The sequence below is a fragment of the Aureimonas sp. Leaf454 genome, from assembly GCF_001424685.1.
Taxonomy (GTDB): domain Bacteria; phylum Pseudomonadota; class Alphaproteobacteria; order Rhizobiales; family Rhizobiaceae; genus Plantimonas.
Window position 1 is genome coordinate 22,388 of the sequence record NZ_LMQT01000011.1, and the last position, 14,722, is coordinate 37,109.

The following is a 14,722-nucleotide window of genomic DNA, read 5'->3' on the forward strand; positions in this document are numbered from 1 at the left end:
CCGAACTCGAACGACGCAACGAGCTGAGGACGGTCCTCTGGCGGTGGCGTCGCCAAGGTCGAGGTCTCCTACGATGGTGGCGAGAATTGGCACGAGGCTACTATCGACAAGCAGGCTGATACCCAGTGGGCGTGGATCTTCTGGTCTGTCGTCCTCGACCTACCGACCGGACAGCACCATCTCGCCGTCCGTTCTTTCGACGGTGTCGGCGGTTCGCAACCCGACGACATCGCGAAGATCTGGAACTGGAAGGGTTATCTCGCCTATTCGTGGCATCGCGTCCCGATCAGAGTCGGCTGAGGCTCTGCAAAGGGACGAAGGCCGCGAACGCGTCCGATCGGCTAGCGCGACAACACGTCCGATCGTTTCTGCGGTTGGTCGATGATGCGAGCAGATGAAAGGCGGGATTGCCATGAGCAAGCAGCATGGACCGGAAGATACAGAGGGGCTGGAGATGAAAGAGCTGGCCCAAATCGAAGATGGGCCATCGAGCGCCAGAGGTGTGTCGAAGGCTCGCGACTTAGGTCTTTCATGGGTTCTCATCGCAGGTGCGTTGCTGGCCGTCTGCGTCGTCCTGTGGATCACGCTTGGCTAGCAACGCAACTCTGGACCCAGCCGTCTCTAGCGGCTGGCGAGGACCGGGCGGGCCGTGCCCTTCAGACCCTCGACCACGACCAGCCGCGGCTCCTTGCCCGCCGTCGGCTCCTCGGGGGCGCCGATCGTGCGCACCGGGCCGATGCTGGAGGCCATGCCGGCACCCTTGTCGTTGGTCTTCAGCACTACGACGGGCTCGTCCTGCCCTTCGAAGAACACGCCGTACTCCGTCATCGGCTTCAGTTTGGCGAGGCTGACGTCGATCGCATCGACGAGCCCGAGATTGCGCGAGACGACCATGCCGGAACCGTCCGCGCCCTCAGGCGCCTTCAGCGAGAGCGTCAGGTTCTCTGGACCCGCCTTCAACGGCATGAGGTTCTCGGTGCCCGCACCTTCGGGCACCGCGCCCGGCACGAATACGAGGGCCTGCGGGGCCTGACCGATCGGGATCTCGGCCACGACCTTCTGCTCGGCCGTGTCGATCACGTCGACCTTGTCGCCGTTCTCGAGCCCGACGAAGATCCGGCTGCCGTCCTCCGATCCCCAGATGCCGTGCGGCAATGCGCCGACGGGGATGGTCGCGACGAGCTGCGTCTTCTCGCCGGGCTTGTAGACCTTCACGACGTTCTCGCCGCCGATCGTGACGTAGACCAGCGTCGCGCCGTCCACCGTGCCGAAGCCGAGATGGTTGGAGATCGGTCCGCTGTCGATGACCTCCTTCACCTCGAGCGTCTTGGCATCGACGCGCGTGACCTTGCCGACATCCTTGTGCGTCAGCCAGACGTCGCTGCCGTCAGGGCTCACCTGTACGAAGGGCACGAATGGCGAGACGACCGGGATCCGCTTCACCAGCGCATGGCTCGCGACGTCGAAGACCTCGAGCACCGGGTTGAACGAGTTGGCGACAAAGGCGAGCTTGCCGTCGCGTGAGAACTTGGTCATGCCTGGGCCACTGGTCGTCGGGATGCGGCCGGTTTCCTTATAGGTCGCGGCATCGATCACCGACAGATAGTCCTCGCCGCGCACCGTCGCCCAGACTTCTCTCCCGTCCGGCGTGAAGAAGGCCTCGTGCGGGTTGCGCCCGACATAGGTCGTGCCCTTCACGGCATTGGTCGCCGTGTCGATGAAGGTGACGGAGTTCGTCACCGTCGAGACGACGACGAGCGTCTTGTGGTCCGGCGAGAAGCCGAGGCCGTGGACGTTGACCTCGCCCTTGTAGAGGGGGCTCAGAACGTCCGGCCGCGGATTGCCGAGCCGGATCTGGCCCAACAGCTTGTTGGCGACGGGGTCGATGACCGAGACCGTGTTGGAGTTCTGGTCGGCGGTGTAGACGCGGTCTGAGGCGGCGGGCAGCGCGAAGGCCGACGTCGAGACAAGGAGCGCGGCGGCGAGGATGGCGGTGCGGGTCATGGGGTTGTCTCCGGAACGGGCTTTGGTTTGTCGGCGGATGCAGCGAGCATCGAGCGCATCAGCGCGATCTCGTAGGACTGTTCGGTGATGATGGACTGGGCGAGGTTGCGGATCGCCGGGTCCTCGGTCGAGCCGAGGACGGCCTTGGCCATGTCGATCGCGCCCTGGTGATGCGGGATCATCTGGGACAGGAAGTCGTGCTCGGGATCCCCGGTCACCGGGGCCGACATCATGCCGGCATGCATCCTCTCCATCGCCTCCGCGGTCGCTTCGGCATAGTGTGAACCGTCGGGCGTGGCCGGCACCATCGCCGAGTGCTGATGGGCGGGCGCGTCCTGCGCCTCTGCCGAGGAGAGTGACGCCCCGGCAAAGGCCAGGGTTAGGAGAAGCGTCTTCAGCATGGAATCACAGGGTCCTCGAAGTACGGGGTTCGACAAGAAGACGCATGCGGAAGCCTTTCATTCCCGTGGCGGCAACATTTATTCGGGGCGAGGCGCCTGATGGATCCATCGCCTCCATCGATCGGAATGACCAAAACAACGCGTTGGATCGAACGATCGCCGTTGTGCATGATCCCGGCAGGATAAGGATCTCCGCCGATGACCTTCGAACAGATGCGTGCCGTCACCCTTGGCCTCCAACCGCTGTCGCGCCTCGACAGCCCGCGCGAGGTCGTGCGCCAGTTCACCCCGAACTGGTTCGCCGCCACGATGGGTACCGGGATCCTCGCGATCGCGCTGTCGCAGTTCCAAGCTGACGTGCCGATGCTGCATCCGGTGGCCGAGGGCCTCTGGATGTTCAACATCGCGCTGTTCACGCTCTTCGCCGGGCTCTACGCTGCCCGCTGGATCTTCTTCTTCGACGGGGCCAAGCGCATCTTCGGCCATTCCGTCGTGTCGATGTTCTTCGGCTGCATCCCGATGGGCCTCGCCACCATCGTCAACGGCTTCCTGATCTTCGGCCTGCCGCGCTATGGCGAGGTGGCGGTCGGGATCGCAGAGACGCTCTGGTGGATCGACGTCGCGATGGCGGCGGCCTGCGGGGTCGCCATCCCCTTCATGATGTTCACGCGCCAGAGCCACACGATCGACCAGATGACCGCGGTCTGGCTCCTGCCGGTGGTCGCGGCCGAAGTCGCCGCCGTCTCCGGGGGCTTGCTCGCGGCGCATCTCGTCGACCCGCATTCACAGCTCGTGGTGTTGACCCTCTCCTATGCGCTCTGGGCGCTGTCGGTGCCGATCGCGCTCAGCATCCTCGTCGTGCTCCTCCTGCGCATGGCCATCCACAAGCTGCCGCACGCCAACATGGCGGCGTCGAGCTGGCTGGCGCTCGGGCCGATCGGCACCGGTTCGCTCGGGCTGATGACGCTGGGCGGCGCGGCCCCCGCGATCCTTTCCGCCAACGGTCTGGAGCGCTTCGGCGCCTTTGCGGAAGGGCTCGGCTTCTTCGGCGGGCTGCTGCTCTGGGGCTATGGGCTCTGGTGGCTGGCGATGGCCGTGCTCGTGACGCTGCGCTACCTGCGCGACGGCCTTCCCTTCAACATCGGCTGGTGGGGCTACACGTTCCCCCTTGGTGTCTATGCCGTGGCCACGCTGAAGCTCGGCACCCTCCTGCCGATCGCTGCCATCCACGTCTTCGGCGCGGTGCTCGTTGCGGTGCTGGCGGTGCTTTGGGTGATCGTCGGAACGAGGACGGTGCGCGGTGCCTGGAGGGGCGATCTCTTCGTCTCGCCCTGCATCAAGGACTGATCGTGCAGAAACGAGGTTCTGTGCCTCGAGCAAGGGAATAAACGTCCCCCTCGAGCGTCTTATACCCAGACACGTGCGCGGATAAATTTCAAAGAGGAGAGTTGAGATGGTCAACAGGCGACAAGTTTTAAGAACCGCCGGCGGCGCGGCGTTGGGCCTGGGCTCGGGGCTCTTCGGGGTGTCTAGGCTTGCAGCATTCGCAGCCGAAGCGGTGGACTTGCCGTTCGGAAACGGCGAGAGGCCTCTGGTCACCTATCCCGGGAAGCGGGCGATGATCGGGCTTACCTCCCGCCCGCCACAGCTCGAGACGCCGTTCGCCGTTTTTAACGAGAGCATGCTGACTCCGAACGACGCGTTCTTCGTCCGCTACCACCTCGCGGACATCCCGCTGGAGATCGATCCGGTTGCTTTCCGGATCGAGGTGAAGGGCAAGGTAGTGAAACCTCTATCGCTCTCGCTCGATGACCTGAAGACAGGATTCGATCCGGTGGAACTCGTCGCCGTACACCAATGCTCGGGCAACAGCCGAGGATTTTTCGATCCGCGCGTCGGCGGAGGCCAGGCGGGTAATGGGTTGATGGGCAATGCTCGCTGGAAGGGCGTCCCCTTGAAGTCCATTTTGGAAAAGGCCGGAGTCTCGGCGGGCAGCGTCGAGGTTTCATTCGGCGGGCTGGACGGTCCTGTCATTCCGGAAACGCCCGATTTCGCGAAATCACTAAAGCTCGACCATGCCCTCGACGGCGAAGTGATGCTGGCCTATCAGATGAACGGCGAGGACTTGCCGTGGCTGAACGGCTTCCCCGTTCGTCTCGTCGTTCCCGGCTTCTTCGGGACCTATTGGGTCAAGCACCTCAACGAGATCACCGTCCTCGACACGCCGCTCGACAATTTTTGGATGAAGACGGCATACCGCGTTCCCGACAACGACTGCGCCTGCGTTCCCGCTGGCACCAAGCCGGAGACGACCGTCCCGATTGGTCGCTTTGCCGTCCGCTCCTTCATCACCAGCGTCGAAAATGGAGCCAAGGTGGCGGCTGGGCAGCCGACGGCACTGCGCGGCATCGCTTTTGACGGCGGCTCGGGAATTGCGATGGTTGAGGTTTCTGCGGATGGAGGCAAGACCTTCGCGCCCGCAGTACTCGGAGAGGATCTCGGCAAGTTCTCTTTCCGGGAATGGACCGCATCAGTGACGCTGTCTGCCGGCGACCACGCCCTCAAGGTCCGCGCGACCAACGTGCTCAACGAGAGCCAGCCGATGGAAGCGACTTGGAACCCTTCCGGTTACCTGCGGAATGTCGTCGAGACCACCCGCGTTGTCGCGGCATGAGGAAGGGCACCATGAAACGACGCTTGCAGTTCCTCGTGGCCATGAGCGCCATGACCGTCGCGATAGCCTCCGCCGGAACAGCGCTCGCAGAACCGCTTTCCTACGAACTGCCCGAAGAGACGGCAACGTTCAAGCCAGGCAAGAACCTAGAGGCTGCGGAGAACAACTGCGCCGCCTGTCATTCCGCTGACTACATCAATACACAGCCGCCCGGCATGGGTGAGGCATTCTGGACAGCGGAGGTTCACAAAATGATCGCCACGTATCACGCCCCGATCGAAGAGGCCGACGCAAAGGCAATCGTCGAGTATCTCGCGAAGACATACTGACAAAGGCCGTCGAACGACACCGCTTGGTCATTCGCTGACGGGGTAAGCCAGTGGCTCAGGATCTTCAAAACACGGCGACGCCGGCCCGGAACCGCACGGCGCCGCCCTGGGCGGGGTGGCGCACGTAGGTGGCGGGGATGCCGAGCCCGTCCGCCGCACGCTGCGCCACCCGGCCGATGCAGAGGATTCGGCGCGGCGCGAAGATCGCGACAATCATCTCCAGCACCTCTCGGTGCTCGGCGATCTCGGTCCGCGTCGGCATCCGGTTGCGCAAGGGCAGAACGCCGCGATGGGGATGGAAGAGCACCGCGTTCCAGAACAGTGGCAGCGGGTCGGGCACCGCATCCCAGATCTCCCGGGAGGTTCCGGACTCAGGTGTCGGCAGGGTCTCGCGGGTCGCCCGCGCCAGCGGCGGATCGAGACCGAGCCGCTGCGACAGGTGGGCGAGCCGCCCGTCGCCCGTGAACGGCACGCCTGTCCGACGCGCTCCAAAGCGCGAGGGTGCTTCGCCGAGCCAGAGGTCATTGACGCCGCGATCCGCCATCGCGGCGAGATAACGCCCGAGATTGCGACAGCGGATGGCTAGCGCGTCAGCGTCCTCAATCTCCGCGTCGAACCCGGCATAGGGGTTGAACAGGTTGGCCTTGCCAGGCAGCGCCGCGAGACGCTCGACGATCGCGTCGACCGAATGCCGTTCTGACGTCGTCGATCCATCGATCACGCCTGTGGAACCTCGATCGTCGGCAGCTCGGCCAGAAAGGCGGCGACGGCGCGGCTCGGGTGACGGTCCTTCGCCAAAACCGAATGGAACCCGCGCGACGGCAGGTCGAAGGGTAGCGCCACCAGTGTCCCCGTGCGAAGGCCGGCATCCGCGACCACGGCGGGGAGGATCCCGACGCCGGCGCCCGCCTCGATCGCCGCGCGCACGGCCTCGTTCGAGGGCAGTTCGAGTTCGACCGACAACGCGGTGGGATCGACACCTAAGGCTTCGAGCGCGCTTTCGAGGATCGCGCGGGTGCCCGAGCCGCGTTCGCGCAGCACCCAACGCGCCGACGCGAGATCTTCGGGTGCGACGGGAAAGCCGGAGCCCACGCGCATGGATGCCGCGACCAGAATTAGCCGGTCGTCGGCAACGCGTTGCGTGCCCAGCCTGGCATCGCCGAGTTCGTCCTCCACGAAGCCGAGATCGGCCGTGCCATCCAGCATCGCCTCGGCCGTGCGCGCCGTGTTGGCGATGCTCAGCCGAAGGTCGATGCCGGGATGGCGGGCCTTGAATCCCGCGAGCACCGGCGGCAGCCAGTGGTTCGCCACTGTCTGGCTGGCGACGATCCGGAGGCGGCCCCGCTTCAGTCCGGTAAGCTCGGCAAGCACGATGCCAGCGTCTTCGGCCCGTGCAAGCACCGCGCGGGCCTCGGGCAAAAACAGGCGACCCGCCTCGGTGAGTTCGATCCTCCGCCCCACGCGGTCGAACAGCCGGACGTCGTGGCGCTCCTCCAGCGCGGCGATGGCGGCGCTCGTCGCCGACTGCGTGAGGTTCAGCGACTTCGCCGCCTCCGTCACGTGCTCGCGCTCGGCAACGGCAACGAAGATGCGAAGCTGATCGAGCGTCACAGCGTACCGCCGGAGAGGCCCGGGGCGGGGCGGTTCAGGCTGTCGTAGACGGCCGTCGCCACCTGCATCAGCCGTTCGCGCGGCGCCTCGGCCGACACGACGTAGCCAAGGCCGGCGTCGCGCCAGAAGAAGGCTGAGACGCCGTTCTCCTCGACGAACTGGAACGACGTCTCGTCCTTCTCGTCGGTCTTGATGAACAGCGTCAGCCGCGTGCCCTGGTCGTCGTCGTACATCAGCATCGCAGCGGGACCCGCGCCCGCAGGCAGGAGGCGCCCGCCCATCAGCCGATAGCCGAGCCCCGTCAGGTCCGGAGCCGACAGCCGCGTTCCCAGCCGCTTCGATAGCCATTGCAGGAGATGTGCCTCCTCGTCGGCCCGCACTTCGACGGGATGGACCACCTCGACCACGAAGGTGCGATGCGCCGCGATCGCCTCGTCGGCCATGACCGCCACACGAGCCATCTGCGGCGGCACGCGCAGGACGTCGTTCGCCAGCCACCCGCCGGCGCTGCCGAGGATCAGCCAGCCCATGACGGCCGCGATGCGCAGACGTGTGGCCGCGAAGCGACCGCGCCGGGCCTCGCGGATGTTCGCCATGCGCAACCGCGCGGGAATCGGCTCCTCGGCCTTGAAGGCAAGCCGTTCGCGCAGTGCCCGGGCGATCGCGCGGTCGCGAGCGAGGGCCGCGGCGATCTCCGGTCGCTCCGTGAGATAGGCTTCGACTGCGGGCAGCCGCTCGGCCTCAAGCCGTCCGTCCACATAGGCTTGCAGGTCGTCCTCGCCGACGGGCGTGTCCCTGCGGCTCATTTGACTCTCCTCAAGGGCGCGCGGATCCCGGTCTCCAGGATGGCGCGCAGCTTCTCGCGCGCCCGCGATAGGCGCGACATGACCGTGCCGACCGGCAGCCCGATCACCCGCGCCGCCTCGTCGTAGCTCAGGTCTTCGACGCCGACGAGAAGGAGGACGGTGCGGTGCTCTTCACTCAGCGCATCGAGCCCCGCGAGAACGTCGCGGAGCCCGGCGCGGCCGTCCTGGTCGCCATCCACCGCCGGCGGCGAGGCCATCTCGTCGAGCGCCACGTGGGGCCCACGCCGCTTGTGCTGGCGCAGGCCCGAGAGGTGGAGGTTGCGCAGGATGGCGAACAGCCAGGCGCGCAGGTCGCCGTCGGGCCGGCGTAGGTGCCAGCGCCCGACGGCACGCTCCAGGCAGTCCTGGACGAGATCGTCGGCGGCGTCGCCATCGCGCACCAGCGCATAGGCATAGCGCCTCAGGCCCGGAATGAGCGGTTCGATCCGCGCCGCGATCTCGTCGGTGGACATGCCTTACTTCGCCAACGCGGGGTCGATCTGCCAGATCTCGTCGGCGAGCTTGCCGTCCCGGAACATCATGACGTAGCGCACCGGGATCTTGTTGTCGTTGGCGAAGACGACATCGGCGACGACGGTGGCGCCCTTCGGGTTCATGCTCTCACGCATCTCGATGATGGTGGCCTTGAGGCCCGTCTGCGCCTTGGCGAACTTTGCCCAGGTCGCGGCGATCTTCGGACCCGCATAGGTGCCATCGAGCGGACCCCCGACCCAGTGAAGCGTTGCGGACGGCGCATAGGCGGCGGTGATCGCGGCGGTATCACCCTTGGCGATCGCTTCGATATGCGCCTTCGCCATGTCGCCGGCGGGACCCGCAAGCGCGGCCGAAGCCCCGGCGGAAAGAATGGCGATGGCTGCGAAAAGGGTCTTCATGGCTCGGTGTCCTTCGGTTCGGCCGCGATTGGCCAACGGAAGACGTTCAAGAACGGCGCTTATTCCCAAAGGACTGAAAATTAGAGACGAGCAGGTTCAGTTCGGCGTTCAGACGGAACGTCTGCTAATGGCGCAAGCTGAAAGGGCGCCAAACGGCTCCGAGGGGTCGACAGCCGTCACTTCGAATTGGCCGCGCGAGGCGATCGTCAATGCGTCTTGTGTAGGCACTCGCCATGGTCGCCGAGTACCTCGATCACACGGCAATCGGCGACGGAGTGGTTGGAGCAGTCCGCCATCCGCGCGACCTCCGTCCGCAGCGCCGTCAGCCGGGCGATCTTGTGGTCGATGTCCGCGAGATGGGCCCGCGCGATCCCGTCCGCGCCTTCACAGGGGCGATCCGGTTCTCCCGCCATAGCCAACAGCTCGCGGATCGGGGCGATCTCGAACCCCAGTTCCCGGGCATGGCGGATGAACCGAAGGCGGCGCAGGTCGGCGGCGTCATAAAGGCGACGGTTGCCTTCCGTGCGCGGCGGCGTCGGCAGGAGACCGATCTCCTCGTAGTAGCGGATCGTCGGCACCTTGATGCCGCTCGCCTTCGATGCCGCACCGATCGGGACACCCGTCTTCATTTTTCGTTTGCTCCTCTAGTCACATGAGGAGGTAGGCCTCCCTGACAACCGACGCAAGGAGACCGCCATGAGTGCTGCATCGAGCGAGACCCGTTACCGGGTGACAGGCATGGACTGTGCGGGATGCGCCTCCAAGATCGACACCGCCGTGCGCAAGTTGCCCGGCGTCGAGGAGGTTTCCGTGTCGGTCTCGGCGGGAACGCTGAAGGTCCGCCATGGCGACGACGTCGATGGCGATCGGATCATGCGGCAGGTGCGCAACCTCGGCTACGGCGCGGAGCCGGCGAACGCGAATGCCGCTCCCGGCGGTTCCTCCGCGGAAGGCGGGCACCACTCGCAAGACGACGGGCATGGGCATGCCCATGGCACCGCCTCGGACGGTGACGCGCCGTGGTGGCGCACGAAAAAGGCCAAGCTGACGGCAGCCTGCGGAGCGGCCCTGCTCGCCGCCTATGCCGTCGGCCACCTCTTCCCCCAGGTCGAGCGTGTGGCGTTCATCGCGGCGCTCGCCGTCGGCCTGGTGCCCGTCGCGTGGCGCGCGATCACCGCGGCCCGATACGGCACGCCGTTCTCGATCGAGACGCTGATGACCATCGCCGCCGTAGGCGCCATGTTCATCGGCGCGGAGGAGGAGGCGGCGGCCGTCGTGCTGCTGTTCCTGATCGGCGAGATGCTGGAAGGGGTCGCCGCCGGACGTGCCCGGGCCAGCATCCAAGGCCTGACCGCGCTCGTGCCGAAGACGGCGATCGTGGAGGCGAACGGCGAGACGACCGAGGTGCCTGCCGAGAGCCTTCTCGTCGGTGCGATCATCCTCGTGCGTCCGGGCGATCGCGTTCCAGCCGACGGGACGATCACGGAAGGGGCGAGCGAGATCGACGAGGCGCCGGTGACGGGCGAGAGCGTACCGAAGCGCAAGGTCGTGGGCGATCCCGTCTTCGCCGGCACGATCAATGCCGGCGGCGTGCTGCGCGTCCGTGTGACGGCTGCGGCCTCCGACAACACGATCGCGCGCGTCGTCCGGTTGGTCGAGGAGGCTCAGGAGTCGAAGTCGCCGACGGAGCGCTTCATCGACCGCTTCTCCAAGGTCTACACGCCCGCGGTGCTCGCGGTCGGCGCGCTCGTGGCCGTCGTCCCGCCGCTTGCCTTTGGCGGGAGCTGGGACGAGTGGATCTACAAGGGTCTCGCGATCCTGCTGATCGGCTGCCCCTGCGCGCTCGTGATCTCGACGCCAGCGGCCATCGCCGCCGGCCTGTCGGCGGGCGCNATCCACGACGCCGATATCGGGACGAATGGATCTACAAGGGTCTCGCGATCCTGCTGATCGGCTGCCCCTGCGCGCTCGTGATCTCGACGCCAGCGGCCATCGCCGCCGGCCTGTCGGCGGGCGCCCGCCGCGGCCTTCTCATGAAGGGCGGCGCGGTGCTGGAGACGCTGGGCARGATCACYGCCATCGCSTTYGACAAGACGGGCACGCTGACGGCGGGCAAGCCCGTCGTGACCGACATCGTCGCGGGCAGCCGTTCTGGAGCGCAGGTCCTGTCGCTCGCGGCTGCCCTCGAGAAGGGATCGAGCCACCCGCTGGCYGTCGCGATCCTCGACCGCGCGAAGACCGAAAAGGTGCCGACCCCGCCGTCCTTCGACGCCAATGCCGTCGCGGGTGAGGGCATCGAGGGCGGCGTCGGCGGAGAGCGGGTGTTCCTCGGATCGCCCCAGGCAGCCGCCAAGCGCACCGCCCTCTCGGCCGAGCAGCAGGACGCGATCGCGGCGCTGAACGCGGAGGGCAAGACGGTGTCCGTCGTCGTGGTCGCCGGGACGGTCGCTGGCTTCATCGCCATGCGCGACGAGGCGCGACCGGACGCGGTAGAGGGCCTCGCCAGCCTGAAGTCCTCCGGCATCCGGACCGTCATGCTGACGGGCGACAACAAGCGCACCGCCGAGGCCGTGGCGGCGGGCCTCGGGATCGAAGCCCGCGCCGAGCTCCTGCCGCAGGACAAGCAGCGCATCGTGCGCGAGCTCCAGGCGGAGGGCTTCACCGTCGCCAAGATCGGCGACGGCATCAATGACGCCCCCGCGCTCGCGGCCGCCGACATCGGCATCGCCATGGGCGGCGGGACCGACGTCGCGCTGGAGACGGCGGACGCCGCCGTACTGCACGGGCGGGTGAAGGACATCCCAGACATGATCGCGCTTTCGAAGAGCGTCATGGGCAACATCCGGACGAACATCGCCATCGCGCTCGGCCTGAAGGCGGTGTTCCTCGTCACCACCGTGGTCGGCATCACTGGCCTTTGGCCGGCCATCCTCGCCGACACGGGCGCGAACATCGCCATCGCGCTCGGCCTGAAGGCGGTGTTCCTCGTCACCACCGTGGTCGGCATCACTGGCCTTTGGCCGGCCATCCTCGCCGACACGGGTGCGACCGTCCTCGTCACGGCGAACGCGATGCGGCTTCTTGGATGGAAGCCGCGGTGAGAGACCCGGCTCGCAGGCAAAAGTCGAACGAACGATGCCTCAGGCGTTCCGCGGCATGAGCAGGATGATCCCGGCGCCGACGACGCACACGGCAGCGCCGATGATGTCCCAGCGATCCGGCCGCGCGCCCTCCGCCAACCAAAGCCAGAGGATCGACGAGACGATGTAGATCCCGCCGTAGGCGGCATACGCCCGCCCGGCATTCTCCGTCTCAACCAGCGTCAGCAGCCAGGCGAACGCTGCCAGCGCCAGCATGCCGGGCGCGAGCCAAAGGGCCGACTTGTCGAGGCGGAACCAGGCCCAGAACGCGAAGCATCCAGCGATCTCGGCGAGCGCCGCTGCGGCGTAGACGGCAAGGGTCATACGGGTCCGGTCGCTTCCTGTAGCGGCGCATCCGTATGGGGATGCCTCTCCCGGAGAAGAGAGACAAGTCCGACCGCGATCACAGCGAGCACGGCGAGGACGAGAAACGTCTGCGCGGCCCCGGCATACGCGATGATCGCAGCGCCCGCCGTCGGCGCCAGCGCCTGCGCGACGAGTGCCGGGCGCGCCAGCAGCCCCATGACGGCAGCGTAGGTGTCGGGCCCGAACAGGGCCAGAGGTACCGTGCCCCGGGCGATCGAGAAAACGCCGTTGCCCGCGCCGTAGAGGACGATCGCCACAACGATCGGGAACGCGTCGAAGGCAAGTAGGCAGACACCCGCCCCGATCAGCACGACGGCGGCCCGCAACGTCCATAGCGGATGGTGTCGACCTCTGCCAGCCATCTCGAGGACCCGCGCGGCGACCTGCGACGGGCCGACCATCGCACCGAGTGACACGGCGGCCGCCAGCGTCTCGCCGCGGGCTTGCAGGAGCGTCAGGAGGTGGACGGAGACGAGGCCGAAGATCGTGCCGGAGACGACGAGCAGCCCGGCCAGGAGAAGGTAGGCGCGGCGCTCGCCGGGTGCCGGAAGGCGGGGGCCGCTTCGGTGAACCTGACGGATGACCGGCGCGGCTGCCGTCGGCACGAACAGGAGGGACAGCGGCAACGACACGCAGAGGTGCAGGGCCGCGTATACGACGCACGCGCCTCGCCAGCCCAGATGCTCGACCAACACGGCGGACAGGGGCCAGCAGACCGTGCTGGCGAAACCGCCCCAAAGCGTCAGCGTCGTGATCGCGGATCGGGCGTCGGATCCGTAGAGGCGGCCGAGTGTGGCGAATGCCGGATCGTAGAGGCCCATGCCCATCCCGAGGCCGACGACGGCCCACCCGAGGAGGAAGACCGGAAGGTTCGGTGAGAGGCCCAGGATTGCCAGCCCGAGCGACAGCAGCAGGGCGCCGACGGCGAGGACCGGGCGGCCACCGGTCTTCCCGATCGTCGCACCGACCCGGGGAGAGATGGAGGCCGAGACGAGCAACCCGACGCTGACGCCGCCGATCACCCAGGGCAGGGGCCACTCGGTGTCCTTCGCGATCGGAAGCGCGAGGACAGCAGGTAGGTAGTAGGACGATCCCCACGCCAAAATCTCGAAGACGCCAAGCGCAGAGATGACCTGCCAGCGCGGCCTCACGACACGACCGGGAGCCAGAGCCACAGCGCCACCAGCGTCGCGAAGAGGACCGGCGGCGTGAGGACGAGACCGACCTTCATGTACTGGCCCCAGGTGATCGTCTGCCCCTTGCCCGCGAGGACGTGGAGCCAGAGCAGCGTCGCCAGGCTGCCGATGGGAGTGAACTTCGGCCCGAGGTCGTTGCCGACGACGTTGGCGTAGACCATGAGCTCACGGGTCAGCGGGTCGAGCGCAGCGCGGTCGTTGGCGAGTGCCCCGACCAGCACGGCGGGCATGTTGTTCATGACGGAGGCCAGCACCGCGACGACGAAGCCCGTCCCGACGGTGGCAATGAGCGTGCCCTGCTGGCCGAGCCAAACAAGCATCCCGGCGGCGATGTCGGTAAGCCCGGCATTCCCGAGGCCGTAGACGACGAGGTACATGCCGATCGAGAAGGCAACGATCTGCCAGGGTGCCTCGCGCAGCACCTTGGTGAGCGGCACGACGGCACCGCTCCCGCCCGCGAACCAGCGTCCGGCGATCGCCATCAGGACGACGGCAGCCGCGCCGGTGACGAACGAGATCGGCACGCCGAGAGGTCCAGTGACGAAGTAGGCGACGAGGAGCAGGCCGAGGAGGGGGAAGGCTGCGCGGAACACCTGGCGGTCCTTGATCGCATGCCCCGGGTCTTCCAGCTCGGACGTGTCGTAGCGCTCGGGGATGTCCCGCCTGAAGTACGCCCAGAGGACGAGGAGCGTCGCCACGAGCGACACCAGGTTCACCGGAACCATCACTGCGGCGTAGCGGCCGAAGCTGACATCGAAGTAGTTGGCGGTGACGATGTTCACGAGGTTCGACACCACCAGTGGCAGGCTCGTCGTGTCGGCGACGAAGCCGCAGGCGACGACGAAGGCGAGCGCGCCGGCTGGCGGGAAGTCCAGGCGAAGGAGGATCGCGAGAACGATCGGCGTCAGCAGCAGGGCCGCCCCGTCATTCGCGAAGACGGCCGCGATCGCGGCACCGAGCAGGACGACGAGCGGGAACAGCCGACGGCCGTTGCCGCCGCCCCAGCGCGCGACGTGGAGCGCGGCCCAGGAGAAGAACCCGGCCTCGTCGAGGATCAGCGAGATCACGATCAGCGCGACGAAGGTGAAGGTCGCATCCCAGACGATGTCCCAGACAACGCCGACGTCAGCCCAGCCGACGACGCCAGTGACGAAAGCAACGGCCGCGCCGGCGAGCGCCGACCAACCGATGCCAAGCCCCCGTGGTTGCCAGATGACGAGAACGAGGGTGGCGACGAAGATCGCGAAGGCGAGCATGGGATGT

General features: G+C 67.0%; 15 protein-coding genes and 2 pseudogenes. 6 read left to right on the forward strand and 11 right to left on the reverse strand.

The window, feature by feature from the left end; genetic code table 11:
- Window positions 1-48: 48 nt before the first annotated feature.
- Window positions 49-300, forward strand: a pseudogene (locus ASG43_RS22135) (molybdopterin oxidoreductase); the annotation flags it as partial.
- A 112-nt stretch (window positions 301-412) separates the two neighbouring features.
- Window positions 413-595, forward strand: a complete 183-nt coding sequence (locus ASG43_RS08645) for a hypothetical protein (protein WP_156386601.1) — start codon at window positions 413-415, stop codon at window positions 593-595.
- 26 nt (window positions 596-621) lie between these two features.
- Here the strand turns inward: ASG43_RS08645 and ASG43_RS08650 are convergent, their stop codons facing one another.
- Together ASG43_RS08650 and ASG43_RS08655 are read right to left on the reverse strand one after the other, a co-directional pair.
- Entirely contained in the window at window positions 622-2,004 is a 1,383-nt protein-coding gene (locus ASG43_RS08650) for a hypothetical protein (RefSeq protein WP_056503203.1), read from the reverse strand.
- A complete protein-coding gene (locus tag ASG43_RS08655) occupies window positions 2,001-2,405 on the reverse strand; it encodes a DUF305 domain-containing protein (RefSeq protein WP_056503204.1) in 405 nt (134 codons plus the stop codon). The genes ASG43_RS08650 and ASG43_RS08655 overlap by 4 nt, the downstream gene beginning before the upstream one ends.
- Before the next feature lie 198 nt (window positions 2,406-2,603).
- Between ASG43_RS08655 and ASG43_RS08660 the strand changes: the two genes are divergently transcribed.
- From ASG43_RS08660 to ASG43_RS08670, 3 genes are all read left to right on the forward strand, one after another.
- The gene (locus ASG43_RS08660) at window positions 2,604-3,752 is read left to right on the forward strand and encodes a TDT family transporter (protein ID WP_056503206.1); all 1,149 of its coding nucleotides are present in this window, start codon (window positions 2,604-2,606) and stop codon (window positions 3,750-3,752) included.
- Between the two features lie 106 nt (window positions 3,753-3,858).
- The gene (locus tag ASG43_RS08665; protein ID WP_056503210.1) at window positions 3,859-5,079 is read left to right on the forward strand and encodes a molybdopterin-dependent oxidoreductase; all 1,221 of its coding nucleotides are present in this window, start codon (window positions 3,859-3,861) and stop codon (window positions 5,077-5,079) included.
- Between the two features lie 11 nt (window positions 5,080-5,090).
- Window positions 5,091-5,408 carry a hypothetical protein gene (locus tag ASG43_RS08670; RefSeq protein WP_056503325.1) on the forward strand — a complete coding sequence of 106 codons (318 nt, stop codon included), beginning with the start codon at window positions 5,091-5,093 and terminating at the stop codon, window positions 5,406-5,408.
- A gap of 64 nt (window positions 5,409-5,472) precedes the next feature.
- Here the strand turns inward: ASG43_RS08670 and ASG43_RS08675 are convergent, their stop codons facing one another.
- The 6 genes from ASG43_RS08675 to ASG43_RS08700 form a co-directional block, all read right to left on the reverse strand.
- A complete protein-coding gene (locus ASG43_RS08675; protein WP_056503213.1) occupies window positions 5,473-6,129 on the reverse strand; it encodes a uracil-DNA glycosylase family protein in 657 nt (218 codons plus the stop codon).
- Window positions 6,126-7,019, reverse strand: coding sequence for a LysR substrate-binding domain-containing protein (locus tag ASG43_RS08680; protein WP_056503216.1), 894 nt, complete (start codon window positions 7,017-7,019; stop codon window positions 6,126-6,128). Before ASG43_RS08680 ends, ASG43_RS08675 begins: the two co-directional genes overlap by 4 nt.
- A complete protein-coding gene (locus ASG43_RS08685; RefSeq protein ID WP_056503217.1) occupies window positions 7,016-7,825 on the reverse strand; it encodes an anti-sigma factor in 810 nt (269 codons plus the stop codon). The genes ASG43_RS08680 and ASG43_RS08685 overlap by 4 nt, the downstream gene beginning before the upstream one ends.
- A complete protein-coding gene (locus ASG43_RS08690) occupies window positions 7,822-8,337 on the reverse strand; it encodes a sigma-70 family RNA polymerase sigma factor (protein WP_056503219.1) in 516 nt (171 codons plus the stop codon). The genes ASG43_RS08685 and ASG43_RS08690 overlap by 4 nt, the downstream gene beginning before the upstream one ends.
- Before the next feature lie 3 nt (window positions 8,338-8,340).
- Entirely contained in the window at window positions 8,341-8,757 is a 417-nt protein-coding gene (locus ASG43_RS08695; protein WP_056503220.1) for a nuclear transport factor 2 family protein, read from the reverse strand.
- A gap of 206 nt (window positions 8,758-8,963) precedes the next feature.
- On the reverse strand, window positions 8,964-9,386 hold the full coding sequence (locus ASG43_RS08700; RefSeq protein ID WP_056503224.1) for a helix-turn-helix domain-containing protein: 423 nt from the start codon (window positions 9,384-9,386) through the stop codon (window positions 8,964-8,966).
- 1,264 nt (window positions 9,387-10,650) lie between these two features.
- On the opposite strand from ASG43_RS08700, the pseudogene ASG43_RS08710 reads away from it, so the two are divergent.
- A pseudogene (locus tag ASG43_RS08710) lies at window positions 10,651-11,858 on the forward strand (heavy metal translocating P-type ATPase); the annotation flags it as partial.
- Between the two features lie 39 nt (window positions 11,859-11,897).
- Here ASG43_RS08710 and ASG43_RS08715 read toward each other — a convergent pair.
- Genes ASG43_RS08715 through ASG43_RS08725 form a run of 3 tightly spaced genes read right to left on the reverse strand, consistent with a single transcriptional unit; the run spans window position 11,898 to window position 14,715 of the window.
- Window positions 11,898-12,221 (reverse strand): YnfA family protein, encoded by a 324-nt coding sequence (locus ASG43_RS08715; protein ID WP_056503226.1) that lies wholly within the window; start codon window positions 12,219-12,221, stop codon window positions 11,898-11,900.
- Complete coding sequence (locus ASG43_RS08720; RefSeq protein WP_156386602.1) at window positions 12,218-13,414, reverse strand: MFS transporter; 1,197 nt, start codon at window positions 13,412-13,414, stop codon at window positions 12,218-12,220. The genes ASG43_RS08715 and ASG43_RS08720 overlap by 4 nt, the downstream gene beginning before the upstream one ends.
- Window positions 13,411-14,715, reverse strand: coding sequence for an arsenic transporter (locus ASG43_RS08725; protein WP_056503230.1), 1,305 nt, complete (start codon window positions 14,713-14,715; stop codon window positions 13,411-13,413). Before ASG43_RS08725 ends, ASG43_RS08720 begins: the two co-directional genes overlap by 4 nt.
- Between the last annotated feature and the right edge of the window lie 7 nt (window positions 14,716-14,722).